The organism is Enterobacter sp. MGH120 (assembly GCF_001037725.1).
GTDB classification, from domain to species: domain Bacteria; phylum Pseudomonadota; class Gammaproteobacteria; order Enterobacterales; family Enterobacteriaceae; genus Enterobacter; species Enterobacter hormaechei_C.
Genome location: NZ_KQ089940.1, coordinates 248,998 through 274,567, shown reverse-complemented (window position 1 = coordinate 274,567; position 25,570 = coordinate 248,998). Strand labels below are relative to the sequence as shown.

At 55.0% G+C, this 25,570-nt stretch carries 27 protein-coding genes; 13 read left to right on the top strand and 14 right to left on the bottom strand.

Features of this window, described 5'->3' with window-relative positions; translation table 11 throughout:
* Positions 1-82 precede the first annotated feature (82 nt).
* Genes SK54_RS01320 through etk form a run of 6 tightly spaced genes read left to right on the top strand, consistent with a single transcriptional unit; the run spans position 83 to position 7,362 of the window.
* Positions 83-727: a YjbF family lipoprotein gene (locus SK54_RS01320; protein WP_023295702.1), complete on the top strand. Its 645-nt coding sequence runs from the start codon at positions 83-85 to the stop codon at positions 725-727.
* Positions 724-1,461, top strand: coding sequence for a capsule biosynthesis GfcC family protein (locus tag SK54_RS01315; protein WP_039269351.1), 738 nt, complete (start codon positions 724-726; stop codon positions 1,459-1,461). The genes SK54_RS01320 and SK54_RS01315 overlap by 4 nt, the downstream gene beginning before the upstream one ends.
* Positions 1,461-3,554: a YjbH domain-containing protein gene (locus SK54_RS01310; RefSeq protein WP_048246600.1), complete on the top strand. Its 2,094-nt coding sequence runs from the start codon at positions 1,461-1,463 to the stop codon at positions 3,552-3,554. The genes SK54_RS01315 and SK54_RS01310 overlap by 1 nt, the downstream gene beginning before the upstream one ends.
* Positions 3,555-3,597: 43 nt before the next feature.
* Positions 3,598-4,731: a polysaccharide export protein gene (locus SK54_RS01305; protein WP_032646765.1), complete on the top strand. Its 1,134-nt coding sequence runs from the start codon at positions 3,598-3,600 to the stop codon at positions 4,729-4,731.
* Positions 4,719-5,162, top strand: coding sequence for an arsenate reductase/protein-tyrosine-phosphatase family protein (locus SK54_RS01300; protein ID WP_045142428.1), 444 nt, complete (start codon positions 4,719-4,721; stop codon positions 5,160-5,162). The genes SK54_RS01305 and SK54_RS01300 overlap by 13 nt, the downstream gene beginning before the upstream one ends.
* A 22-nt stretch (positions 5,163-5,184) precedes the next feature.
* Positions 5,185-7,362, top strand: a complete 2,178-nt coding sequence (gene etk / locus SK54_RS01295) for a tyrosine-protein kinase (protein WP_045614498.1) — start codon at positions 5,185-5,187, stop codon at positions 7,360-7,362.
* Between the two features lie 26 nt (positions 7,363-7,388).
* On the opposite strand, the gene SK54_RS01290 is transcribed toward etk, so the two are convergent.
* Both SK54_RS01290 and SK54_RS01285 read right to left on the bottom strand, forming a co-directional pair.
* A complete protein-coding gene (locus SK54_RS01290; protein WP_015570045.1) occupies positions 7,389-8,006 on the bottom strand; it encodes a trimeric intracellular cation channel family protein in 618 nt (205 codons plus the stop codon).
* 208 nt (positions 8,007-8,214) lie between these two features.
* Complete coding sequence (locus SK54_RS01285; protein ID WP_003860907.1) at positions 8,215-9,078, bottom strand: YicC/YloC family endoribonuclease; 864 nt, start codon at positions 9,076-9,078, stop codon at positions 8,215-8,217.
* A 125-nt stretch (positions 9,079-9,203) separates the two neighbouring features.
* Between SK54_RS01285 and rph the strand changes: the two genes are divergently transcribed.
* Both rph and pyrE read left to right on the top strand, forming a co-directional pair.
* Complete coding sequence (gene rph, locus SK54_RS01280) at positions 9,204-9,920, top strand: ribonuclease PH (protein ID WP_015570044.1); 717 nt, start codon at positions 9,204-9,206, stop codon at positions 9,918-9,920.
* 66 nt (positions 9,921-9,986) lie between these two features.
* Positions 9,987-10,628: an orotate phosphoribosyltransferase gene (gene pyrE / locus SK54_RS01275; RefSeq protein WP_015570043.1), complete on the top strand. Its 642-nt coding sequence runs from the start codon at positions 9,987-9,989 to the stop codon at positions 10,626-10,628.
* A gap of 82 nt (positions 10,629-10,710) precedes the next feature.
* Here pyrE and slmA read toward each other — a convergent pair whose 3' ends face one another.
* The 3 genes from slmA to coaBC form a co-directional block, all read right to left on the bottom strand.
* Positions 10,711-11,307 carry a nucleoid occlusion factor SlmA gene (slmA, locus tag SK54_RS01270; RefSeq protein WP_003860901.1) on the bottom strand — a complete coding sequence of 199 codons (597 nt, stop codon included), beginning with the start codon at positions 11,305-11,307 and terminating at the stop codon, positions 10,711-10,713.
* 121 nt (positions 11,308-11,428) lie between these two features.
* Positions 11,429-11,887: a dUTP diphosphatase gene (gene dut, locus SK54_RS01265; RefSeq protein WP_015570042.1), complete on the bottom strand. Its 459-nt coding sequence runs from the start codon at positions 11,885-11,887 to the stop codon at positions 11,429-11,431.
* Positions 11,865-13,076 carry a bifunctional phosphopantothenoylcysteine decarboxylase/phosphopantothenate--cysteine ligase CoaBC gene (coaBC, locus tag SK54_RS01260; protein ID WP_181007816.1) on the bottom strand — a complete coding sequence of 404 codons (1,212 nt, stop codon included), beginning with the start codon at positions 13,074-13,076 and terminating at the stop codon, positions 11,865-11,867. Before coaBC ends, dut begins: the two co-directional genes overlap by 23 nt.
* A gap of 173 nt (positions 13,077-13,249) precedes the next feature.
* Between coaBC and radC the strand changes: the two genes are divergently transcribed.
* The 4 genes from radC (at position 13,250) to mutM (ending at position 15,441) form a co-directional block, all read left to right on the top strand.
* Positions 13,250-13,915 carry a RadC family protein gene (radC, locus tag SK54_RS01255; protein ID WP_006812419.1) on the top strand — a complete coding sequence of 222 codons (666 nt, stop codon included), beginning with the start codon at positions 13,250-13,252 and terminating at the stop codon, positions 13,913-13,915.
* Between the two features lie 217 nt (positions 13,916-14,132).
* Entirely contained in the window at positions 14,133-14,369 is a 237-nt protein-coding gene (rpmB, locus tag SK54_RS01250) for a 50S ribosomal protein L28 (RefSeq protein WP_002436699.1), read from the top strand.
* Positions 14,370-14,391: 22 nt separating this feature from the next.
* Positions 14,392-14,559, top strand: a complete 168-nt coding sequence (gene rpmG / locus SK54_RS01245; protein WP_003024094.1) for a 50S ribosomal protein L33 — start codon at positions 14,392-14,394, stop codon at positions 14,557-14,559.
* A gap of 72 nt (positions 14,560-14,631) precedes the next feature.
* Positions 14,632-15,441, top strand: coding sequence for a bifunctional DNA-formamidopyrimidine glycosylase/DNA-(apurinic or apyrimidinic site) lyase (gene mutM, locus SK54_RS01240; RefSeq protein WP_003860879.1), 810 nt, complete (start codon positions 14,632-14,634; stop codon positions 15,439-15,441).
* Between the two features lie 2 nt (positions 15,442-15,443).
* Here the strand turns inward: mutM and coaD are convergent, their stop codons facing one another.
* From coaD to rfaQ, 7 genes are all read right to left on the bottom strand, one after another.
* Entirely contained in the window at positions 15,444-15,923 is a 480-nt protein-coding gene (gene coaD, locus SK54_RS01235; RefSeq protein WP_015570040.1) for a pantetheine-phosphate adenylyltransferase, read from the bottom strand.
* A 3-nt stretch (positions 15,924-15,926) separates the two neighbouring features.
* Positions 15,927-16,697, bottom strand: a complete 771-nt coding sequence (locus SK54_RS01230; protein ID WP_017693965.1) for a glycosyltransferase family 2 protein — start codon at positions 16,695-16,697, stop codon at positions 15,927-15,929.
* Positions 16,697-17,971 carry a lipid IV(A) 3-deoxy-D-manno-octulosonic acid transferase gene (waaA, locus tag SK54_RS01225; RefSeq protein WP_003860874.1) on the bottom strand — a complete coding sequence of 425 codons (1,275 nt, stop codon included), beginning with the start codon at positions 17,969-17,971 and terminating at the stop codon, positions 16,697-16,699. The genes SK54_RS01230 and waaA overlap by 1 nt, the downstream gene beginning before the upstream one ends.
* A gap of 66 nt (positions 17,972-18,037) precedes the next feature.
* Positions 18,038-19,027, bottom strand: a complete 990-nt coding sequence (locus tag SK54_RS01220) for a glycosyltransferase (RefSeq protein WP_017693964.1) — start codon at positions 19,025-19,027, stop codon at positions 18,038-18,040.
* Between the two features lie 11 nt (positions 19,028-19,038).
* Entirely contained in the window at positions 19,039-20,139 is a 1,101-nt protein-coding gene (locus SK54_RS01215) for a glycosyltransferase (RefSeq protein ID WP_017693963.1), read from the bottom strand.
* Between the two features lie 2 nt (positions 20,140-20,141).
* Positions 20,142-21,269, bottom strand: a complete 1,128-nt coding sequence (locus SK54_RS01210; RefSeq protein WP_048246597.1) for a glycosyltransferase family 4 protein — start codon at positions 21,267-21,269, stop codon at positions 20,142-20,144.
* Positions 21,266-22,336: a putative lipopolysaccharide heptosyltransferase III gene (gene rfaQ / locus SK54_RS01205; RefSeq protein WP_048246595.1), complete on the bottom strand. Its 1,071-nt coding sequence runs from the start codon at positions 22,334-22,336 to the stop codon at positions 21,266-21,268. Before rfaQ ends, SK54_RS01210 begins: the two co-directional genes overlap by 4 nt.
* 150 nt (positions 22,337-22,486) lie before the next feature.
* Here rfaQ and SK54_RS01200 point away from each other — a divergent pair, with 150 nt between their 5' ends.
* Entirely contained in the window at positions 22,487-23,440 is a 954-nt protein-coding gene (locus SK54_RS01200; RefSeq protein ID WP_048246592.1) for a polysaccharide deacetylase family protein, read from the top strand.
* 26 nt (positions 23,441-23,466) lie between these two features.
* Here the strand turns inward: SK54_RS01200 and SK54_RS01195 are convergent, their stop codons facing one another.
* Positions 23,467-24,678 carry an O-antigen ligase family protein gene (locus SK54_RS01195; protein WP_048246589.1) on the bottom strand — a complete coding sequence of 404 codons (1,212 nt, stop codon included), beginning with the start codon at positions 24,676-24,678 and terminating at the stop codon, positions 23,467-23,469.
* Positions 24,666-25,565 (bottom strand): glycosyltransferase family 2 protein, encoded by a 900-nt coding sequence (locus SK54_RS01190; protein WP_045338664.1) that lies wholly within the window; start codon positions 25,563-25,565, stop codon positions 24,666-24,668. Before SK54_RS01190 ends, SK54_RS01195 begins: the two co-directional genes overlap by 13 nt.
* Positions 25,566-25,570 lie beyond the last annotated feature (5 nt).

Genomic DNA, 25,570 nt, shown 5'->3' with positions numbered 1-25,570 from the left:
AACAGCGCAACGACTTGACCCGGTGGCGATATCAAAGCCGGGTATTTAATTGATTTCAATGTTATTTAATCAAGGATTTCTGGTGAGACTGTTTATTCTGCTCATCATGACTCTGCTGATCCAGGGATGTACGCCGAGCCAGCAGAGCATTATTGAGACCTTTAACGCCAGCCTGGACGGGCGCCAGGATGTGACGGTAACGGACGGGCAGATTCAGGTGCTCCCATACTCAACCATGTACCTGCGTCTGGATAATGGCCCGAGGATCCTGGTGGTTCTCGGATACATCGAGCAGGGAAACAGTAAGTGGTTATCGCAGGATAATGCGATGATCGTCACGCATAACGGTCGCCTTATCCACACGCTCAAGCTCCCTTATAACCTGCTTGAGGTAACCAACCTTGAGCACGATCCGCTGCGCCACACGCCGCAGCTCCGCGACGGCAGCCAGTGGTCGCGTGATGTGCGCTGGCAGGAAGAGGGGCGGTATCGCTCCGCACACCTGACCTCGCGCTTCTCCCTGAGCGGGACGGAAAACCTGACCCTTGCCGGAAACACGCTACGTTGTCAGGTCTGGCAGGAGACGGTGCAGGCCGACGGCCTCGATCGTCGCTGGCATAACACCTTCTGGATTGATTCCGCCACCGGCCAGGTACGCCAGAGCGAACAGATGCTCGGCGCGGGCGTATTCCCTGTCACCATGACGATGTTGAAGCCCGCCCCATGAACAGACTCAGAAAATGGTTACCTGGCGTAGGGCTATCTCTCTTCAGCCTGCCCGCCTTATGCGCAAGCGTCGTTACCGTGCATCAGCCGGGCAAAACGTGGTCTGCTGGACAGGCCGATACGCTCTCCCGGCTGGTCACCCAGCCGCAGTTGAACAACGTCTGGTGGCAGGGCGCTGTCATCGCAACCCCTTCCGCCACGCGGCGAGCGCAACAGACGCAACAGCAGGTGCTGGCGTCGCTTTCAGCCTGGCAGAATCGTGCCGATGACGAGCAGATCGCGACCATTCGCGCTGTCGCTACACAGATCCGCTCCCTGCGGATCGTCGGGCGGCAGTTTGTCAGCCTCGATCCAGACGCCGTGCGTACCGACGCCCGCGGCGATCGTTCCCTTGAGGGCCGTTACGATCTGTGGCTCTCGCCTGCGCCCCGCACCGTCACGCTGATGGGGGCGGTCGCCACACCGGGGAAACTGGCCTGGCGACCGGGCGCAAGCATCAGGGATTACTTACAGGGGCAGCTGCGGCTGGCTGGCGCCGACAGGAATAACGTGACCGTTATCGATCCTGACGGCAGTAGGGTTGTTGCGCCGGTGGCGTACTGGAACGCACGCCATATTGAAGCAGAGCCGGGCGCTGTTCTGTGGGTGGGGTTTGATCCCCGGGCGGTGCCGGACGATTTTACCGGTCTGAATGAGCAAATCGTTGCGCTCCTGACGCGGCGGATACCTGACTGATGAACAAACTTTTTTTACTGAGCGGCCTTGCTCTGGCGATCTCTTCTGCCTGCCACGCGGAGCTGCGTACCTGGCCCGATCCGACCGGACCTTCACAGTCCGACTTTGGCGGCACCGGCCTGATGCAAATGCCCGACGCGCGCTTTGGCCGGGAAGGGGAATTCAGCGTCAACTACCGCGATAACAACCAGTATCGTTTTTACTCCTCTTCGGTCGTGCTCTTTCCGTGGCTGGAAGGGACGATTCGTTATACCGACGTCCGCACCCGCAAATACAGCAGCGACGAGGATTTCAGCGGCGATCAAAGCTACAAGGATAAGTCGTTCGATTTTAAGGTTCGTCTGTGGGAAGAGGACTATAGCCTGCCGCAGTTGGCGCTCGGCAAGCGCGATATTGCGGGCACCGGCCTGTTCGACGGTGAATATCTGGTTGCCAGTAAAATGGCCGGACCGGTCGATTTTACCTTTGGAATAGCCTGGGGATATCCCGGTAATAGCGACAACGTGGGTAACCCGCTGTGCCACGACAACAATAAGTATTGCACCCGCGGCGAATCGCATGATGCCGGGGATATCAGCTTTAGCGATATGTTTCGTGGGCCGGCGTCGCTGTTTGGCGGACTCCAGTATCAGACACCCTGGCAGCCCCTGCGCCTGAAGCTCGAGTATGACGGCAACAATTATGCCGATGATTTTGCCGGCTCCATTAAGCAGTCGAGCCATATTAACGTGGGGGCGGTCTATCGCGTTGCCGACTGGGCCGATCTCAACCTCAGCTACGAGCGCGGCAATACGCTGATGTTTGGCTTCACCCTGCGGACCAATTTTAACGATCTGCGCCCCGCGCTGCGTGATAACCCGAAACCGGCCTGGCAACCGGCACCGGCAGGCGAGACGCTGGACTATACCTCGGCGGCAAACCAGCTCACCGCGCTTAAGTACAACGCAGGCTTCGATGCGCCGGAGATCCTTCAGCACGGCAATACCTTATACATGACCGGCGAACAGTATCGCTATCGCGATCCGCGCGAAGCGGTGGATCGCGCCAACCGTATTCTGATCAATAACCTGCCCGACGGGGTCGACACGATCGCTATCACCCAGCGGCGTGACCATCTGCCGCTGGTCACGACGCAAACCGATGTCACCAGCCTGCGCAAACAGCTGGCGGGAGAGCCGCTCGGCCAGGAGGAGGCGCTCAAACAGCAGCGCGTCGAGCCTGTGGATACTACAGCGTTCGGGCGCGGCTACCGTATTCGCGCCGATCGCTTCAGCTACAGCTTCAAACCGACGCTGGCGCAGTCGCTGGGCGGTCCGGAAGATTTCTATATGTTCCAGGTGGGGGTGATGGCCAGCGCCAGCTACTGGCTGACCGATCGTCTGCTGCTCGACGGCGGCGTGTTCGCCAACCTCTATAACAACTACGACAAGTTCAAATCCTCGCTGCTTCCCGCTGACTCCAGCCTGCCGCGCGTCAGAACCCATATTCGCGATTATGTCAGCAATGGCGTCTACATCAACAACTTACAGGCCAACTATGTCGATGCGCTGGGGCACGGCTTCTATGCCCAGATTTATGGCGGCTACCTCGAAACCATGTACGGCGGCGTGGGAGCAGAGGCGCTCTGGCGCCCGCTTGATAGCGACTGGGCGCTGGGCGTGGATGCGAACTACGTCAAGCAGCGCGACTGGGACGACATGATGCGCTTCACCGACTACAGCGCGCCAACCGGATTTATCACCGCCTACTGGAACCCGGCGAAGCTCAACAGTGTGTTGATGAAGCTGAGCGTCGGGCAGTACCTGGCGAAGGATAAAGGCGCCACCCTCGACGTCGCGAAGCGATTCGACAGCGGCGTGACGGTAGGCGTCTGGGCGGCGCTGACCAACGTCTCGAAAGAGGATTATGGCGAAGGTGGCTTTAGCAAAGGCTTCTACATCTCGATCCCGCTTGATCTAATGACGATCGGCCCAAATCGCAACCGGGCGGTGGTCTCGTGGACGCCTCTCACCCGTGATGGCGGTCAGATGTTAGGCCGTAAATATCAGCTCTATGACATGACATCAGAACGCGAAACCCCGGTAGGGCAGTAGTACCGGATGAAACAGGCATTACTTAACCAGATGATTTTCCTGAATGAAAAACGTTAAATTTTCCGTGCTTGCGTTGGCTATGATGGCGTTAAGCGGTTGTACTATCGTACCGGGCCAGGGACTTAGCACCCAGGGCAAAGATATTATCGATCTGCCTGACAGCAATTACGATCTGAATAAGATGGTCAACGTCTATCCGCTCACGCCGGGGCTGGTGGAGCAGTTGCTGCCTGGCAAAGTCGACTCCCGCGCGAATCCTGAACTGGATCGCCAGCTCCAGAACTACCAATATCGCATCGGCGTCGGCGACGTGCTGATGGTTACCGTCTGGGACCACCCGGAGCTGACCACCCCCGCAGGTCAGTACCGTAGCGCCAGCGATACGGGCAACTGGGTGAATGCCGATGGCACGATCTTCTATCCCTATATCGGCAAAATCCGCGTCGTCGGCAAAACGCTGGCCCAGGTGCGCGATGAGATCGCCGCCCGGCTGGACTCGGTAATTGAGAGCCCGCAGGTGGATGTCAGCGTCGCGGCGTTCCGCTCACAAAAAGCCTACGTGACGGGCGAAGTGGCTAAGTCGGGCCAGCAGCCCATCACCAACATTCCGCTGACGATAATGGATGCGATCAATGCGGCAGGCGGCCTGACGTCAGAGGCGGACTGGCGGCACGTGGTGCTGACCCATAACGGCCAGGATACGCACATTTCGCTCTACGCGCTGATGCAGCGCGGCGATCTCACCCAGAACAAACTCCTCTATCCGGGCGATATTCTCTTCATTCCCCGTAATGACGACCTGAAAGTGTTTGTCATGGGCGAGGTGGGTAAACAGAGCACCCTGAAGATGGACCGTAGCGGCATGACGCTGGCGGAAGCGCTGGGTAATGCGCAGGGCGTAAATCAGGATATGGCCGACGCCACGGGGATCTTTGTGATTCGTCCGTTGCAGGGCAAGCAGAACGGCAAAATCGCCAACGTCTACCAGCTTAACGCCCGGGATGCCACCGCGATGGTGTTGAGCACCGAATTTCAGCTTGAGCCTTACGACATCGTCTATGTCACCACCGCGCCGCTGGTGCGCTGGAACCGCGTGATCTCTCAGCTTGTGCCGACCATTACCGGCGTACATGACCTGACTGAAACAGGGAGATATATCAGAACATGGCCAAACTAACGTTTAACGCCATCCTGGTGATCTGTACCGGCAATATCTGCCGCTCTCCCATTGGGGAACGGCTGCTACGCCGGCTGCTTCCCGCCGCCCGGGTCGATTCAGCGGGAATTTGTGGCCTGGAAGGGCGCACCGCCGATTCACAGGCGACAGAGATCGCCGCCGAACGCGGCACCCTGCTTGAGGGCCACGTGGCGCGCAGGCTCACCCCCGCCATGGTGCGCGACTACGATCTGATTCTGGCGATGGAGCTGGAACATATCGAGCAGGTCACGGCTATCGCACCGGAGGCGCGGGGCAAAATGATGCTCTTTGGTCACTGGACGGGCAGAAAAGAGATCCCGGACCCCTACCGTAAAAACCGGGACGCATTTGAATATGTTTATGGGCTGCTGGAGCAGGCCAGTCTGGAATGGGCGAAACGGCTCAGTTAATCACACGGGATAGTTACGTTTTATGTCAACAAATAACCTTCATGCCCATGATGCGTCTGCCGCGAATAACGAGATCGATCTGGTGCGCCTGTTGGGTGAGCTGCTCGACCACCGAAAATTTATTCTCATCCTTACCACGCTGTTCACGCTGGCGGCACTGCTTTATGCGCTCTTTGCCACGCCGGTTTATCAGGCCGATGCGCTGATACAGGTGGAACAGAAGCAGGGCAACGCGCTACTCAGTAACCTTAGCGAGTTCATCCCTGACTCCTCGCCGGAGTCGGCGCCGGAGCTTCAGCTTCTCCAGTCGCGCATGATCCTCGGTAAAACGATTGATGACCTGAACCTGCGCACGCAGGTAAGTGAAAACTATTTTCCCCTTGTCGGACGCGGCTGGGCGCGGCTCACCGGGCAACAGCCTGGCATCGTCGATGTCAGTATGCTCAATCTTCCCCCTGTCGCGGGTCGGGCGCAAAAGCTGACGCTGACCGTCGGCGAGAAGGGCCACTATCAGCTGGAAGGCGAAAACGTGACGTTACAGGGCGTCGTGGGACAGCCGCTGAGTGCGGCGAATATCGCCATTACCATTGCCGCTATCCAGGCGAAGCCGGGTACGCAATTTACGATTACACAGCTGAGCGAGCTGGAAGCCATTGACGCGCTACAGCTGCGTTTTTCCGTGAGCGAGCGCAGCAAGGACAGTGGAATGCTTGGCCTGACCATCACGGGGGAAGATCCCGATGAGATGGCGCGCGTGCTTAACTGCATCGCTGACAACTATTTACAACAGAACGTGGCTCGCCAGGCGGCGCAGGATGCGAAAAGCCTGCAATTTTTGAAGCAGCAGCTTCCGCAGGTGCGCAGCGAGCTGGACCAGGCCGAGGAGAAGCTCAACCGCTATCGCCAGCAAAACGACTCCGTTGACCTGAACCTGGAGGCAAAAGCGGTGCTGGAGCAGATTGTGAATGCGGACAATCAGCTCAATGAACTGACCTTCCGGGAAGCGGAAATTTCGCAGCTCTACAAAAAAGATCACCCCACCTACCGGGCGCTGATTGAGAAACGCCAGACGCTGGAGCAGGAAAAAAACCGCCTGAATAAACGGGTATCGTCCATGCCGTCAACCCAGCAGGAGGTGTTGCGCCTGAGCCGTGATGTGGAGTCGGGACGCGTTATCTACCAGCAGCTGCTTAACCGCGAACAGGAGTTGAGCATCGCCCGGTCGAGCGCAATTGGTAACGTCCGCATTATCGATCCGGCCGTGACCCGGCCGCAGCCAGTTAAGCCGAAAAAAGCGCTGGTTGTCGTTCTGGGGGTTCTCCTGGGTCTGTTCGTCTCTGCGGGCTGGATCCTGGCGCGCAGTATGCTGCGTATGGGCATTGAAACGCCGGAGCAGCTGGAGGAGCACGGGATTAACGTCTATGCCACCGTACCGCTGTCGGAATGGCTGGCTAAAAAGATGCGTTTGCGCAAAAAAGATTTTATGTCCTCAGGGCTGCGCCATAAGACCAAACATATCCCCTTCCTGGCGGCGGATAACCCGGTCGATCTCTCCGTGGAGGCGATTCGCGGCCTGCGCACCAGTCTGCATTTTGCGATGATGGAGTCAGCGAACAATATACTGATGATCTCTGGCGCCACGCCTGACAGCGGTAAAACCTTTGTCAGCAGTACCCTGGCGGCCGTCGTGGCGCAGGCGGGCCAGAAAGTGCTCTATATTGATGCGGATATGCGTCGCGGGTATGCCCATGATCTGTTTAAGCTCGACAATACCTGCGGCTTGTCGGAGATGTTGTCCGGTAAGGCGGAGTATACCCAGGGCGTTCAGACCTTCGATAAAGGCGGGTTCGATACCATCGTGCGCGGGCAGATCCCCCCTAATCCGGCGGAGCTTCTGATGCATACGCGTTTCCAGCAGCTGCTGGACTGGGCGAATGAACGCTACGATCTGGTGATTATCGATACGCCACCGATCCTGGCGGTCACCGACGCGGCGGTTGTTGGCCGTCGCGCAGGCACCACGCTGCTGGTCGCCCGCTTCGGGATGAACAGCGTGAAGGAGATGCTGGTCTGTGTACAGCGTCTGGAGCAGAGTGGCGTCAATACCAAAGGGGTGATTCTCAACGGCGTCGTAAAGCGGGCAAGCAACGCTTACGGCTATGGCTACCATCACTACGGTTACAACTATTCGAGTAACTGATTATCCGGCGCCTGCCCGTTCTGACATTAATGCGCATTGTGTTTGTAATGAAAAACGGGAAGGCCCAGCTTAAGGCGCAATGCCAGCATACGCGCGGTGAAGCCAAACAGCAGGGTGGAGATAACCACCACATCGTGGCTGGTGACATAGTGCTGCAAGGCGACGTAAAGCACCGCCGCGGCAAAGGAGATGCCGGCATACAGTTCCTTCTGGAAAACCAGCGGGATACGTTTGCAGAACATATCCCGCAGCACCCCGCCAAACACGCCCGTGATCACGGCAGCAATGGTGGCGATAACCGGGCCTTCACCCATATCGAGAGCGATTTGTGCGCCAATGATGGAAAAAACAATCAGCCCAAGTGCATCCAGCACCAGGAACACGCGGCGCAGATGAGGCATCACCGGGGCCACAATCGTGGTTAGCACGGCTGCCGTTGCCACGATAATGACGTACTCAGGGTTTTTGACCCAGCCGAGCGGATAATGGCCAAGCAGGATATCGCGCACGGACCCGCCGCCGAGCGCGGTGGCCGTGGCAATAATGATCACGCCGAAGGTGTCCATACGGCGACGTCCGGCGGCGAGCGCGCCGGTCATGGCTTCTGCGGTAATGCCAATAAGATAGAGAATGTGAAGCAGCATAAACCCTCCGGGATGAAGAGGAGGAGATTAGCGATTTGTGCGGAAGATCACGATTGAGATTTTCTAAGGCGAGGGGATTTGCCCTACAGTAATTTATCAACGCAGGCCTGGCGGGCTTGTGCTAAGGCGGGAGGAAAAGAAAGTAAGGCTAAATAAGGATTAGAAAAAGTAATGGGTGATGTGCGAGGCAACACCACCCTGAAAGGAATTACTCGATATTCTGAATCTGCTCGCGCATCTGCTCAATCAGGACCTTCAGCTCAATCGCTGAATTGGTTACCTCTGCATTGATAGACTTAGACGCCAGCGTGTTCGACTCGCGGTTGAACTCCTGCATCATAAAGTCGAGACGGCGGCCTACCGCTTCTTTCTTCTTCAGAATGTTGTAGGTCTCTTTAACGTGCGCTTCCAGACGATCCAGCTCTTCAGCCACGTCCACACGCTGCGCCATCAGCACCAGCTCTTGTTCCAGACGGTTGTTTTCCAGCTGAACTTCCGCCTCTTCCAGTTTGGCGACAAGACGCTCACGCTGCCATTGCAGCACTTCTGGCATATGAGCGCGCACTTTAGCGACTTCGGCGCTCACGCCCTCAAGGCGTTGCTCAATCATCGCTTTCAGCGCCTGGCCTTCGGTTTCGCGGGCAACGATAAAGTCGTCCAGCGTGCCGTCGAGTGCAGCCAGGATTTCAGCGGTAATCGCGTCCAGATCCTGCTCTCCGGCGGCCATCACGCCTGGCCAGCGCAGAATATCAACCGGGTTGATCTCGCCTTCATCGCTCTGCATTTTGACCCAGTTCGCCGCATTAACCAGCTGTTTTGCCAGCTTTTCGTTCAGGATCAGTTCGCCCTGCGCGCTGGCATCGGGCTCAAAACGCAGGTTACATTCCACTTTCCCGCGGGTCAGACGCGTACGGATACGCTCACGCACCACAGGCTCCAGGCTGCGGAACTGTTCCGGCATACGGAAATACGTTTCCAGATAGCGCTGGTTTACCGAGCGCATTTCCCAGGTAGCGCTACCCCAGCTACCCTTGATTTCACGCCGGGCGTAGGCGGTCATACTGCGGATCATAGACATTCCCGTTTTTAAAGGAGAGATGGGGGGATTATAGCTTTCAGGGGCTTCTCAGGATAGGAATAAGCGTCCTTTATCCGTATAATGCGCAGCCACATTCGTTTCAAGCCGGAGAATCCATCATGCGTCCAGCAGGTCGTAGCGCCAACCAGGTGCGTCCCGTCACCCTGACCCGTAACTATACAAAACACGCTGAAGGCTCCGTGCTGGTTGAGTTTGGTGACACCAAAGTGCTTTGCACCGCGTCCATTGAAGAGGGCGTGCCTCGCTTCCTGAAAGGTCAGGGCCAGGGGTGGATCACCGCCGAATACGGTATGTTGCCGCGCGCAACCCATACCCGTAATGCCCGTGAAGCGGCAAAAGGTAAGCAGGGCGGCCGTACTATGGAGATCCAGCGCCTGATCGCGCGTGCGCTCCGCGCCGCGGTTGACCTGAAAACGCTGGGTGAGTTCACCATCACGCTGGACTGCGACGTGATCCAGGCCGATGGCGGCACGCGTACGGCCTCTATTACCGGTGCCTGTGTGGCGCTGGCAGATGCCCTGAACAAGCTGGTTGCCGCCGGTAAGCTGAAAACCAACCCAATGAAAGGGATGGTTGCTGCTGTCTCCGTTGGAATCGTTAACGGCGAAGCGCTTTGCGATCTGGAATACGTTGAAGATTCTGCCGCAGAAACCGACATGAACGTGGTGATGACCGAAGATGGCCGCATCATTGAAGTGCAGGGGACGGCAGAAGGCGAGCCATTCACCCACGAAGAACTGCTCACCTTGCTGGCGTTGGCCCGAGGGGGAATCGAATCTATTGTAGCGACGCAGAAAGCGGCGTTAGAAAATTGATTTTAAGGCGACCAATGAGTCGCCTTTTTTTTGCCTGTAAGACTGAAAAGACAAAGGAGCAAATCCATGAAATCGTATCAGCGCCAGTTTATTGAGTTTGCGCTTAACAAGCAGGTACTTAAGTTTGGCGAGTTCACGCTGAAATCCGGGCGTAAAAGTCCGTATTTCTTCAACGCCGGGCTGTTTAATACCGGGCGCGACCTGGCACTGTTAGGCCGCTTCTATGCCGAAGCGCTGGTGGATTCCGGGATTGATTTTGACCTGCTGTTTGGCCCCGCGTACAAAGGCATTCCAATTGCAACCACCACGGCGGTAGCGCTGGCGGAGCACCATGACCGCGACGTACCGTACTGCTTTAACCGTAAAGAGGCCAAAACCCACGGTGAAGGCGGCAATCTGGTAGGCAGTGCGTTGCAGGGGCGCGTGATGCTGGTGGATGACGTGATCACCGCAGGTACCGCGATCCGTGAATCGATGGAGATTATCCAGGCTAACGGCGCAACGCTTGCGGGTGTGCTGATTTCGCTCGATCGTCAGGAGCGCGGGCGCGGCGACATCTCTGCTATTCAGGAAGTGGAGCGCGATTATGGCTGCAAGGTCACGTCGATTATCACGCTGAAAGACCTGATTGCGTATCTGGAAGAGAAGCCTGAGATGGCTGATCATCTGGCGGCGGTGCGTCAATACCGCGAAGAGTTTGGCGTATAATTCAATTGCCCGGTGGCGCTACGCTTACCGGGCCTACCCGTTCGTAGGCCGGATAAGGCAAAGCCGCCATCCGGCGATGGCGTTACTGTAACTGAGCAGCCACTAACGGCCAGCGGGCGTCAAAATCGTCCGTTGGTCGATATTTAAACTCGCTGCGCACAAACCGGGAGAGCATCCCTTCGCAAAAAGCCAGGATCTGGCTTGCCAGCAGGGTCTCATCCGTATTATATCCCTCGCCTTCCCGCATTTTCTTCTCGCGCAGAACCTGACGCAGCTGGGCTTCGATACGCTCAAAAAGCTGGTTTATACGGCCTTGCAGACGATCCTGTTCAAACATCAGCGCGTGGCCGGTCAGAATACGGGTCAGACCCGGGTTACGTTCACCAAAGCCCAGAATCAGCAGCACAATCAGACGCAGACGCGTGCTGGTGTCTTTTTCATCCTTCAGAATCAGGTTGATGCGCGTGATCAGGCTGTCTTCGATAAACTCGATCAGGCTGTCAAACATCCGGGTTTTGCTCGGGAAATGACGATACAGCGCCGCCTCTGACACGCCCACAGAGGCCGCCAGTTTTGCGGTGGTGATGCGTTGACTGCCGTCGCTGGATTCAAGCATCAGAGCCAGAGATTGAAGTATTTCTTCGCGACGATTCCTTTTCGCGGTTTGTTTTTCTGCCATGTTACAAAATACCCCTGAAAATAAGCACTTGTCAGGCTGGCAACCACACAGCGACCCGCAAACTGACGTTTGCGGTTTGTTATTGCATTATGGCGCTGTGAGATGCGTGTTTGTCGGGCGGTTATTTGCGCCCGGAATGGCCGAAGCCGCCTTCGCCACGGTCGGTAGCGTCGAAGTCTGCCACCAGGTTAAATTCTGCCTGCACCACCGGTACAAACACCATCTGCGCGATACGCTCGCCCGGCTCAATGGTGAAGCTGTCCTGGCCACGGTTCCAGACGGATACCATCAGCTGACCCTGATAGTCAGAATCGATCAGGCCGACCAGATTACCCAGCACGACGCCATGCTTGTGGCCCAGGCCAGAGCGCGGCAGGATCACCGCTGCCAGTGACGGGTCAGCAATGTGAATCGCCAGCCCGGTCGGGATCAGGGTCGTTGCACCCGGCGCCAGTTCTACGGCGTCATCAAGACAGGCGCGCAGGTCAAGACCGGCAGAGCCGGAGGTGGCATACGTTGGCAGCGGAAATTGCTCGCCAACGCGCGGGTCCAGAATCTTAACGTCGATTTTTTTCATCATAACGGGTAACGATCTCGTCCAGTAAGTGTTGGCCCAGGAGTTCTTTGCGCTCAAGCGGTAAGACTTTATCTCCCTCCTGCCAGAAAAGGTGCAATGCGTTGCTGTCGCTGTTAAATCCTTGCGTGGACAGCGATACGTCGTTCGCGCAAATCAAATCGAGGTTTTTGCGGGTACGTTTTTGCCGGGCATATTCTTCCACATTATTCGTTTCTGCGGCAAACCCAACAACGTAAGGTCGATGAGTTTTCAATGCGGCGACACCGGCAACGATATCCGGGTTCTTCACCATTTTTATTGTTAATTCATCACCTTGCTTTTTAATTTTGGCGTCGGCAATGGTTTCGGCGCGGTAATCAGCGACGGCCGCACAGCCGATAAAAATATGCTGCTGTTGAGCATGTGCCTGTACGGCGGCTTCCATTTCCAGCGCGGTCGTTACATCAATACGCTGCACAAACGCAGGGGTGGTAAGCGACACCGGGCCGCTCACCAGCGTGACGTTCGCGCCGCGTTTGGCTGCCGCGGCAGCAATCGCAAAGCCCATTTTGCCTGAGCTGTGGTTGGTGATGTAACGCACCGGATCCAGCGGCTCGCGCGTGGGGCCCGCGGTAATCATGATGTTGAGATGTTGCAGATCGTTGACAGGCGAGAAATGGGCGGCGGCCATATCAACAATCGTCAATGGGTCGAGCATACGCCCTGGCCCAACGTCGCCGCAGGCCTGGCTGCCACTGTCCGGTCCCCAAATCAGCAGGCCGCGCGAGGCCAGCGTGTCCAGATTATGCTGGGTAGCGGCGTTGCGGTACATCTGCTGGTTCATTGCGGGCACAACCGCGACGGGCGCAGGCGTGGCGAGGCAAATGGTCGTTACCAGATCGTTCGCCATACCGGCTGCCACGCGGGCAATTAAATCTGCCGTGGCGGGGGCAAGGATAACCAGATCGGCCCATTTCCCCAGCTCAATGTGGCCCATTGCGGCTTCGGCTGCCGGGTCGAGCAGGCTGTCGGATACCGGGTATCCCGAGAGGGCTTGCAGGCTCAGCGGGGTGATAAAGGCTTTGCCGCCTTCGGTGATCGCGACCCGTACGTCGGCCCCGCGCTCGCGCAAACGGCGCACCAGGTCTGGCGTTTTATAGGCAGCAATACCGCCGCTGACGCCAAGAACGATTTTTTTACCGGCCAGGCTCATCATGATTCTTTCCTGTTGGGTTTCACCAGAGAGCGGGCATTTTATCACAATCCCTAAAACGGGGTGATGATGTCCTTAATTCACTTTGCGAGGCGTTACGCAAGAACGAAATGCCAGCGTCGAACCCCGAATTTGCCTGTGGCAGCATAATGGCAAACAGAAGGAGGCCGGGCATGGAAGAGACTGAACTGCTGCTACCGCGTGAAAAAATGCTGCGTCATGGCGTCACGTTGTTAAAGGACGACGAGCTGCTGGCGCTCTTTTTACGCACAGGCACGCCGGGGAAAACGGTATTTACGCTGGCAAAAGAACTGATAGACCATTTCGGTTCACTGTATGGATTGCTGACCGCTGAGCTGGAGGCGTTTACGCACGTTGAGGGCATTGGCGTGGCGAAATATGCCCAGTTACGGGGCATTGCCGAGCTGGCCCGGCGATTTTACAACGTGCGTATGGAGGAAGAAGACCCGATCCTCACCCCCGACATGACCCGCGAATTTCTGCAAAGCCAGCTCTCCGATCTGGAGCGGGAGATCTTTATGGTGATCTTTCTCGACAACAAAAACCGGGTACTGAAACATACCCGCCTTTTTTCGGGAACATTGAGCCACGTTGAGGTGCATCCGCGTGAAATTGTGCGGGAAGCGATAAAAGTGAATGCAGCCGGCGTGATCCTCGCGCATAATCACCCCTCTGGCTGTGCAGAACCAAGCAGAGCTGACAAAGCAATTACCGAACGTATTATCAAATGCTGTCAATTCATGGACATTCGTGTGCTGGACCATCTGATAATTGGCCGCGGAGAGTACATTTCTTTTGCCGAACGTGGCTGGATTTAGGCCTTTTCTCGCGATCCATCGGGATCTTTGTCTGTTCGGGACTTGAGCACACCGCCGAGTCAGCGTATACTACGCCACCTTTGAGAATCTCGGGTTTGGCATTTGGGCCTGGCAATCGAGAGTTCAATAGAACTATGCGATGACCGGGCTGTAAAGCCTGACGAGGCGCCGATACCCCATACGAAGCTCGAGCTAATTTGATTTTTGGAGAATAGACATGTCCCGAGTCTGCCAAGTTACTGGCAAGCGTCCGGTGACCGGTAACAACCGTTCCCACGCACTGAACGCGACTAAACGCCGTTTCCTGCCGAACCTGCACTCTCACCGTTTCTGGGTTGAGAGCGAGAAGCGTTTTGTCACCCTGCGCGTATCTGCTAAAGGTATGCGTGTAATCGATAAGAAAGGCATCGATACAGTTCTGTCCGAACTGCGTGCCCGTGGCGAAAAGTACTAAGTACTTAAAGAGGAAATAAATCATGGCTAAAGGTATTCGCGAGAAAATCAAGCTGGTTTCTTCTGCTGGTACAGGTCACTTCTACACCACCACGAAGAACAAACGTACTAAGCCGGAAAAACTGGAACTGAAAAAATTCGATCCAGTTGTACGCCAGCACGTACTGTACAAAGAAGCTAAAATCAAATAATTTTAGTCTCCTTGTATTGAAAAACCCCGCAACTGCGGGGTTTTTTGCATTCTGCATCTCAACGGAGGAACCATGCCTGAATTACCTGAGGTAGAGACCAGCCGCCGCGGCATTGAGCCCCATCTGGTTGGCGCGACTATTCTTCATGCTGTCGTTCGCAACGGGCGTCTGCGCTGGCCGGTGTCCGATGAGATCCACGCGTTAAGCGACAAACCCGTCCTGAGCGTGCAGCGCCGCGCGAAATACCTGCTGCTGGAGCTGCCTGACGGCTGGATCATTATCCATCTGGGCATGTCGGGAAGCCTGCGCATCCTCACCGAAGAGTTGCCTGCGGAAAAGCACGACCACGTTGATCTGGTGATGAGTAACGGCAAAGTACTGCGTTACACCGACCCGCGTCGCTTTGGCGCATGGCTGTGGACCAAAGAGCTGGAAGGACACAACGTGCTGGCGCATCTCGGACCTGAGCCGCTGTCAGAGGCGTTTAACGCGGATTATCTCAAAGAGAAGTGCGCGAAAAAGAAAACCCCGATTAAACCCTGGCTGATGGATAACAAGCTGGTGGTGGGCGTGGGAAATATCTATGCCAGCGAATCGTTGTTTGCCGCCGGGATCCATCCCGATCGGCTGGCCTCCTCGCTGTCGGCGCAGGAGTGCGAGCTGCTGGTCAGAGTAATTAAAGCGGTACTGCTGCGCTCAATTGAGCAGGGCGGGACGACGCTGAAGGATTTCCTGCAAAGCGACGGGAAGCCGGGCTATTTTGCGCAGGAGTTGCAGGTTTATGGCCGTAAGGGTGAGCCGTGCAGAGCCTGCGGGACGCCGATTATTGCCACGAAGCACGCTCAGCGCGCCACGTTTTACTGCCGTCAGTGCCAGAAGTAGGGTTACTTTAGCTTTTCCATCAACGCCTGGTGGACGTTAACCGGCAGGAAGTGGGTAACGTCCCCGTGATGGCGCGCCACCTCTTTCACCAGTGAGGAAGAGATGAAGGACCACTCTTTGGAGGGCATCAGGAATACGCTCTCCAGCTCCGGCATCAGATGGCGGTTCATGTGTGCCAGCTGCATCTCATATTCGAAGTCTGCTACCGCGCGAAGACCGCGGATCAGGATATTGGCCTGCCGGTCACGGGCAAAGTTTGCCATCAAGTCGCTGAATCCGACGACCTCAACATTCGACAGATGCGAAATCGCATCGGTGGCAAGCTGCACGCGTTCGTTCAGGTCGAACATCGGCTTTTTGCTCGGGCTGGCGGCAATGGCCAGAATCACCTTGTCGAACATACACGCCGCACGGGTGATGATATCAAGATGACCGTTAGTGATCGGATCGAAGGTACCCGGATAAATCGCTTTTGTGCTCATGGCTCACGTTTTCTCTGAGTAGCCGCGGTTCAGCGCCCACAGCTCGGTGTATTTGTTGAAAGTATACTGGGCATTCACTACGGCCAGTAACCAGCCCTGTTTGCCGTCCAGCACGCCGCCACGCAGCAGCAGCGTTTTCAGAAACGCGCCCAGCGTGTGGGTGAAGATGCCGGTCAGCGTGGCCTTCTTGCCGCGCGTATGCCGCTCCTGCGCCCAGGCGGTGGCATAGTTCAGCTGTTTACGCTGGAAGCTGGCGAAATCGCGGCAGGTCAGATGAAGCAGATCGCCCGTCAGGGGGATGACCTGAGCGCCATCGCAGGCCAGAGATTCATGGACCAGGTTGTCGTTGTACTGATAACGCTCGCGCGCATAGAGGCGCATCACGCGGTCGGGGTACCAGCCGCTGTGGCGCATAAAGCGGCCCAGGAAATAGTTACGACGCGCGATACTGTAGACCGCGCCGGGCTGTGGCGCGGCAAGCACCGTTTGAATGGCCTGTCGGAGTTCCGGGGTGACGCGCTCATCGGTATCGATCATCAACACGTAATCGCCCGTGGCGTAACCCTGCGCACGCTGGCGCTGAATACCGTAGCCCTGCCAGTCGGTGTCGGTAAAGACTTTTGCCCCGGCTGCACGGGCAACGTCCGCCGTGTTGTCCGTACTTCCGGAGTCGAGAATGACGATTTCGTCAGCCCAGGCAACAGAGGCCAGGCAATCCGGAAGCAGGTCGGCGGCGTTTTTGGCGATCATCACGACCGACAGACGCGTTGACATTAGTGGCTCCGCTGCGGCAGGTAAGGTTGCAGAAGTTGCAGCAGACGGGTCAGTGCGCCCTGGTTCTGATGCAGGACTTCAACGGCGTGACGACCGTACCACAGGCGGTAATCTTCGTCAGTCAGAAGGGTAGAGACCTCTTTGACCACCGAATCCGCGTCGGTCACGGTGATTAAGCCATCGGCTTGCTGCAATTTCGCGCAGATATCTTTGAAGTTAAACGTGTGTGGCCCCATCAGTACGGGGATGGCGTGGGCTGCTGGCTCCAGCGGGTTATGACCACCGCGCTCCACCAGGCTTCCGCCAACGAATGCAAGATCGGCGATCCCGTACAGCAGCATCAGTTCGCCCATCGTATCGCCAATCACCACCTGCGTGCTGCCAGAGGGGATTTCGCCGCTGCTGCGCAGGGTGAAGCTGAAACCGCCTTTTTGCACCATCTCGCGGGCATCTTTAAAACGCTCAGGATGGCGAGGAACCAGAATCAGAAGTAAATCAGGGAATTTTTCCAGCAGCTGGCGGTGAGCCTGAAGAATAATGGCTTCTTCGCCATCATGGGTGCTGGTGGCAATCCAGACCTGGCGACGCGGCGCCCACTGACGACGCAGTGTTACCGCACGGGCGGCGAGTTCAGGGGTGACGGAAATATCGAACTTCAGGCTACCCGTGACCGCAAGCTGGTTGCGCTTCAGGCCGAGGGCGATAAAGCGCGCGGCATCTTCTTCGTTCTGCGCGGCGATCAGCGTGATTTTGCTGAGCAGGCGACGCATAAATTTACCCAGCTTGCCGTACCCTTTCGCCGAGCGTTCCGACAGACGCGCGTTGGCGATAACCAAAGGAATTTTACGGGCATGCAGGGCGGAAATCATATTCGGCCACAGTTCGGTTTCCATGACGATCACCAGTTTAGGGCGCACGGTATTCAGGAAACGGTTCATGGCGCAGGGGAGATCGTACGGCAGGTAGACGTGATGCACGTCTTTACCGAAGGCAGACATCACGCGCTCTGAGCCGGTTGGCGTCATCGTGGTGACGGTGATGGGCAGTGACGGATAACGGTGGCGCAGGGCACGCACCAGTGGAATGGCGGCCAGCGTTTCCCCGACTGACACGGAATGCAGCAGAATACCGTCCGGCGCCACTTTATTGCGGCAGTAGCCATAACGTTCGGCCCAGCGTTTACGGTACGCAGGCGCTTTACGGCTACGAAGCAACAGTCGCAGCCACACCAGTGGCTGAATGATGTAGAGCAGGGCGGTATACAACAATTCCAAGCGATTATCCGTTTTTTTAGTTTCGGCCGGGAAATTCTAAGCATTTAAGCGTGCTAAAGCTATCTCTTATGCCAGATACCGTTTTAAACGGAAGTAGCGCCGGCCCAGGCGCCAGCGCAAACGCGGGCTTTTGGCACTTTTCCAGATGAGCTTCCAGATCCCGGTGTCGAAGAACTCTTTGATTATCATTGATTTCTTCGCCTCATCCTTCATGTTGTCGAAGGTATGAATAATTCCCAGACCCTCTTTAGCGATTTGCCAGTAACAGGCCGGGATATTTTTCACTTTATCCGGGTAGCGCTGGTTAATGGCATCAAGCATCTTCAGGATCTTCATATAATGGCGCGCAGAGCGAATCAGCGTGTCGTCATTATCCGGGGTGTGCGATACCGAGGCGGAGTGAATGTAGTAGTCGTAAAAGCGTTCGCTGGTGTACTGAACGCGTTCCGCGGCAAGCAGCACCTCAGTCGTCCACGGGATATCCTGATGGCGCAGGCTTGGCTCGAAACGGAAGCCGTGCTGACGAATAAAATCGTGACGATAGATATTCAGCCAGGTCACATGCAGGAACTTACGTGAATCCAGCGCCTTTTTTAACCATGCCGCGCCATTCATGACGCCCGTTGAGGCGAGCTTATCTTCAGGGAAGATAGGGCGAGACGGTTTTTTGTTATTTTCCCAGACGTAGTTGCCATTGCAGGTGGCGACATCCAGGTTCTGCGTGACGGCCATATCCAGCAGACGCTGGTACATGCCGGGTTTGAAGACATCATCAATATCCGGGAAAGAGAGATACTGCCCGGTCGCAACGGCCAGGCCAGTATTACGCGCGATGGACACGCCCTGATTAGGTTGTTCAATAACCTGCATCTGTGGCAGCTTTTCGCGCCATTTTTCGACAATCTGCATCGAGCGGTCAGTGGAACCGTCATTCACGATGATGACTTCCATACTGTCGATGTGTTGATTTACAAGGCAGGTAAAGAACTGATCGAGAAAAGCTTCACCGTTATAAACGGCCACCACCACGCTTAATAAAGGCGCTGAATTTTGCATATGAAACCTGATTATTTTTGGTTGTCGACCAAAGCAATGTATTGCTGGCAAATGGCGTTGATACCGAACGATGCGATCGTTTCGCGATCAACAACCGGCGGAGAGGCATACAGTTCTGCCAGTGTTTTCGCCAGTGATTCGTCGGTTAACGCTGTCAGACCACGCGCCAGGGGGCCAGTAAGGATCTCAGCAGGGCCGCCAGGGCAGTTTGTACTCACCGGTGGGGTCTGACAGATAATGGACTCTACCAGTACATTACCAAAACCTTCGCAGTCGGAACTTAACACTAAAAGGCGTGCCCCTTTGATCCACGGGTAGGGGTTGGTTTCGAACGGGCGGAAGACGATCTTGTTTTCAATTCCCAGCTTAGCGGCAAGCTGTTTGAGCTGATTTATTTTCGCGTCAGAACCTTTGCCCATCAACACCAGCGATGCGTCGATCTTGCTCAGCGCGAACGCCCGCAGCAGCCTGTCGTGACGTTTGTGTTCATGAAAACGGCCAACATGGATAATGTAATCCTGCCCCTGCATCTCAAAGGGCGCTTCCGCCAGACGCTGAATTTCAGGGATATCAAAGGGGTTATGGATAACCGCTTTGCGCCGCAGGGGGATCGCGAGTACTTCAGACAGATCGTGCAGCACGGCGCCAGAAACCGCCACCACGTTGCGGTTTTCATAGGTATGACGAATTTTATAATGCTTAAACCAGCGAGAAAGCCCGCTGCGATGGCGCAAATAGGAGAAGGAGAACATCCCGTGTACGCAGAACCAGACCTTATCCCGATCCAGCACGCGGCTGTGCGCCACGATACGGTCGGTTTTATGCAGATGTGAGAACACGACGTCAAATTTACCGCTGCGTTCTGCCTGCTCGATGGCGCGATCCAGCAAACGGGCGCGACGCGGGATCTCGGTCAGCTTCCGCCAGGGTTTTTTACAGGTATCCTGCACAACCTGAAAATCGATGCCTTCCGGAATGGCGTAGTCGCACACCTTCCGTAAGGAGAAAAGGGTGACCTGATGCCCCAGTTCTGTCAGTCCGCTGGAGAGGGTGAGAACCGTTTTTTCGGCTCCTCCACCGGGTAAACCATCAATAATCATTAGGATGCGCATTATTAATCCAGTAATTTTTGATAAAGCGAAATAAGCTGACTTGATAGTTTTTCAGGGGTTGCTTCTCTGACGCGTTCACGCGCCGCAAGCCCCATATTGTTATTTTTTTCCAGTGAAGGGATGGACATGACGGCCTCCTTCAATGTGTGGATATCAAGTGCATCACAGTAAAACCCGTTCTGGCCTTGCTCAATAAATTCTGAACCACCGCAACTCTCTGACGTAATGACGGGCAATCCACAGGCCATTGCTTCAAGTATGACGTTAGGGAAAGGATCATACAGCGTCGGCAGCAGTAAACCATCAGAAAGCTGATAAAACGGCAGCGTCTCTTTTTGCATCCCCAGGAAACGGATTTGCCCCTCACAGCCTAATGAACGGGCGAGGTCGCGATAACGGCTTTCCGCTTTATCCTGACCGACCACAACCAGCCACGCCGAGTTTCCTGCTATAGCCCGAATAGCGCTTGCCAGCCCCTTACGTTCAAACCCTGAACCCACGAAGCAGAAAATGACGGCATCAGCGGGTAAGCCAAATTGCTGACGCAGTACAGCGCGTTGCCTCTCTTCTGCCGGAACGAAGCGGCTGGAATCTATTGAATTATAAATCACATGTATCTTTTTTGCGTCAATATCAAAGTCTTCGACGATTTCGCGCTTGATCATCTCCGCATTACAGATAACGGCTTTCAACTCGGGAGCCTGGTACATTTCACGTTCTGCGTGCATCACGTAGCGGTGATAGCGATCGTGCATAAGCAGCTTCGCGCGCCAGGCGGGGAGAATACGCGTACGCTGTAGCAGCCAGCGTCGATGTACACCATCCCCGGCGCGGTAAATATCGCAGCCCGGAATACGTTCGTGGCTCTGGACAATATCAAACTGCTGTTGCTGCCACAGCGCGCGCGCGGCGTGTGCAAAGCCGCGCTCACGGCTGATGCGGCCCCACTTTCGGGGATCGCAAATATGAATATGCCAGTCGTCCTGCTTTTCGCCCTGCCACTCGCGGGTGATGACGTTGAGCTCAAGATTTTGATTGCTCAGCGCGGTAAGTGCCCTGGAGACAAAACGTTCTGCTCCCCCATCCGGACGATATTTTTGGCGCACAATGGCCAGACGATGAAGCTTCATTGCAGGTATCTCCTTGCGGCGGAGACGACAGCATCAACGGGGATGGCGTCGAGATAACGTTCCGTCGTTTTTGTATCAATGGCGTCAGGGTTGGGAAGCGGGCCGTAGTTACCTGCCCAGATGACCTCTCCGTTAACCTGCCATGGCGACCAGAACGTCAATTTTGACGGGCCAAACAGCGCCACGCAGGGCGTCTGAAGAGCGGCGGCCATGTGCATGGGTACGGAGTCAACGCCAATGAACAGGATCGCGTGATCGATTAGCGAGGCCAGCTGGCGCAGGGTTAACTGCCCTGCCAGCGATACAACACCCGTCTGCGGGGAGGCGGCAAGAATGCGGTCAATCATCGCCAGCTCTTTCTTGTCCGGTCCCGCCGTAAGGACGATAGTGTGGCCGTCCTGCTGCAACGCGGCGATAGTTTGCGCCATTTTGCCTTCGTCCCAGCACTTAAAGAACCAGCGTGAAGTGGGTTGAATAACGATGTAGCGGTCTCCCACGCCCTTTTGCGACAGCTTTTGGTGAGCATGGCGCCAGTCATCCGCGCTGTAAGCCATGGTCACGGTAGGGTTGGCCATTACCGGCAGCGCTGACAGTATGGAGAGATTTTGTTCAACGGTGTGCAGCGACTGATGGCTGGCGACCGAGACCAGTTCACTGTGACAAAAACGCCAGAAGGCATTATTGCGCTTGTTAAAAGCGAACCCGAGCCGAACCGGTGCACCGGTGAAGCGGGTAACAATCGCGCTGCGCCACTGATCGGCAAGATTGATCACCAGATGATAATGCTGAGCACGTAAAGCACGAAGCAACTGCCACTCTTTTTGCAGGTGCTTCAGCGTCCCCAGCTGCTTCCATTTACGATCGATACCATAGATCGTCCTGATTGCCGGATGCGCGGCGAGCATGTCTCGCGTCTCTTCATAGAGAAGCACGTCGATTTGGGCTTCAGGCCATTTCTGGCGTAATGAATTGATGACGGGGGTGGTGAGTAACATGTCACCATGATGGCGAAGTTTGATCAGTAAAATGCGCAAATCAGGCGTGTCAGGTAAGTTATTCATCATCATCTTATCGGCGTTGTACTATTGGCAATTCTAATAGACCTGGTAACGACTTGCACTCTTTCTCCATAATGTCAGGAATTTCCCTGGAAGGGTTTACTCCTGCTTTCGGGCGTGCGTAACATAGCGCTAACTATTTTGTCTTGCGGGCTCATTATGAAAAAACCAGCGTTTATCATCACGATCGATACCGAAGGGGATAATCTCTGGCAGAACCACCGGGTGATCAAAACGGAAAACGCGCGCTACCTTGCGCGGTTTCAGGCGCTTTGTGAACGCTTCGGCTTTAAGCCCGTCTGGCTGACCAACTACGAGATGGCAGTCGAACCGGTATTCATTGAGTTCGCGAAAGAGGTCATAGCCCGCGGCCAGGGTGAGGTGGGAATGCATCTCCATGCCTGGAATAGCCCTCCGGAGCACGATCTGACCGGTGATGACTGGCACTGGCAGCCTTATCTGATTGAGTTTTCAGACGAGGTCATGCGTGAGAAAGTGCTCTTCATGACCCGCTTACTGGAAGAGACTTTCCAGACAAAAATGCTCAGCCATCGCGCCGGGCGCTGGGCATTCGACAGCCGTTACGCCCAGTTGCTGATTGAGCTGGGGTATCAGGTAGATTGTTCCGTTACGCCGCGCGTGAACTGGCGCAACGCGAAAGGTGCCCCGCAGGGTAATGGCGGAACGAATTACCAGCATTTTCCCGATCGTGCCTACTTTTTGGACGTAGACGACATTTCCCGGCCGGGAAACAGCCCTCTCCTCGAAGTGCCGATGAGCATCCAGTATAAACACCCGGCATGGCTGAATTCCCTGAAGCAGGGTTATGATCGTCTGCGCGGTAAATACCGTTCTCCGTCAGTTAACTGGTTACGTCCGTCCGGAGGAAATGCGGCGGAGATGATTAAGGTTGCGCAGCAGTGCCTGGCTCAGGGGAATGACTACGTGGAATTCATGCTGCATTCGTCGGAATTTATGCCTGGCGGGAGCCCTACTTTTAAAGACGAGGTCGCGATTGAGGGGCTGTATCAGGATCTGGAGCAGCTCTTTACCTGGTTATCAGATAAGACCGTGGGGATGACGCTGGCGGAGTTTTACCAGTACAAAAAATAGTTATGCCCGCCAGGCGGGCATATTTGTTATTGCTGTTTTGTTTGTGAGAAAGGTGTACTTAGCGCAAACAAAATCATAAAGAAGATTAAGGCTTCTGAACTGAGCAGTATGACATCTGTCAGTCCATATAAGAGCAAAAGAAGCATCGACGTCAGCAGCAGCGCGTTTCTGTTTCGTAGGGCATACACAATCATCGAAACGAAGAAAAAGAGCATTACCGCTACGCCGGGGATCCCCTGCAAAGAGTATTTCTCAATAAATTCATTATGCAGGTGGACTTTGATGTACACGAGCGCGGTAGCAAGATGTGGATGGCCGTCTTTTATATACTGCCGTGTCCACGTTTCACGGTCTTCAAGTGATTGTCCCAACGGATGTGCAAGACCATTCTCGATCCCGACAGTCCACATCGAAAAACGTGCGCCAAGTGACGTGCGGTCATAGCCTTGCTGATATTTCTCAACTTCTATTTGAGTTTGCCTTATTTTTGGGGAAATCAATGGCTTGTAGCTCACGATAACAATCCCGGCCACAATACATAAAAAGATGAGAGTGGATTTGAGATGAATCTTTCTGAAATGATAAAGCGTGAGCACAATCGCCAGAAGCAGATATAAACCCATCGCAGCGCGGGTCCCCGTCAACAGTATGACGAAGTAAGAGATTAATATAGTGAAGCCCGCAACAACATACAGCTTCACGTTCTGTTGAAGGTAAAGACTGTATACGAAAGCCAGTGACAGGACAGAATAAACATAGGCTGAAACGGTGGCACGGTTAATTGCCATCTCGACGCGAGTCATACCTTGCGAGGCCTGCCACAAGCCATACCCTGTGGCGAGCACAAACCCCAGGGCCGTTGCGAAGAAGAAGAATTTCCTGAAGGTATCCTTATCGATATAAAACTTAAAGCGGTCGATATAGAAAATCAGGACACTCGCTAAAATTAACTTTTTGCTGGCACCGAGGTAGTCGCTGTAAAGGTTGAGGCCCTCGTTATGATACTCATAGAGTAAGTACCAGCCGAGGTTAAGTAACCCAATCAGCAGAATGGGCAGTGCTATAGTAAAAGGTCGCAGAGTGATTTTTTTATATTCGAAAGCCAGGCCAATAATACTGGCGTAAATAGCGATATAGAAAAATTCTCTTTGCTTCCCAGAACTGACTAAAGCCAGTATCAAGGAGATGAGGCTTAAAGCGATCGTCAGTTGATATAGCCGTGGTTTTATTTTTTCCATAACGCCTCAATAACCCTTTTTTTGTAGCTAAAACGAACATCGGTGGACAGGAAAAAAGACAATGTATACATGGTCTTTACGCGTTGTTTCACGAGCTGCAATTGTTGGTCTGTCAGACAGGACCGATGGTTGCTGTAAATATCAAACCAGTGGCAATTGACGAGATGTTTGTAGCGTGACGGAAATGTTCTTTCCATCTGTAACGTGCATTCGACAAGCGTTGAAATTTTGCTGGCGTCCAGACTGCTCGACAAACTGTCGCGACGCTTGATGTAATAATAATGCCCCTGGCGTTGATAGGCTATTTTGCTCGATTGCATCAACATTCCCGGGAAGACAGCGAAATCCTCATAACATAACATCGGAGGTATGGGATTTTTCTCGTAAAGACTACGATGAATAAACTGGCCAATGAGATGTGCCTGAAAGTCTTTATGACGTAAGAAACGAGCAATTGCTTCATGTTGTGACAATGGCACAGGATTAAATCCCTGCCAGTCTGAAGTCATTCTCCGGGGATCGCGAATCTCAAGCAAACGTGTCAGTAACATATCCGGACGTTGCGCTTTCAGGTAGGCCATTGCGTCCCTGAGGCTGCCCGGCTTTAAGCAATCGTCACTGTCGAGCATCGTAATATACTCACCCGATGCCAGTGCGACAGCGCTGTTTCTTACCCGGCCAACGTTACGAAAGTTCACGGTGCGCGTTATGATCTGAGGAAATTTCGGCGACCACTCTTCAATTATTGCCTGCGTGGCATCCTCAGAACTGTCATTGAAAATAATGACTTCAGTATCCTGATCGGTTGCTGCCAGCAGGCTTGAAAGCGTGGCGTGCAGCGTAGCTTCAGCGTTATGCGCAGCAATAATGACGCTTAAAAAAGCCATAAAAA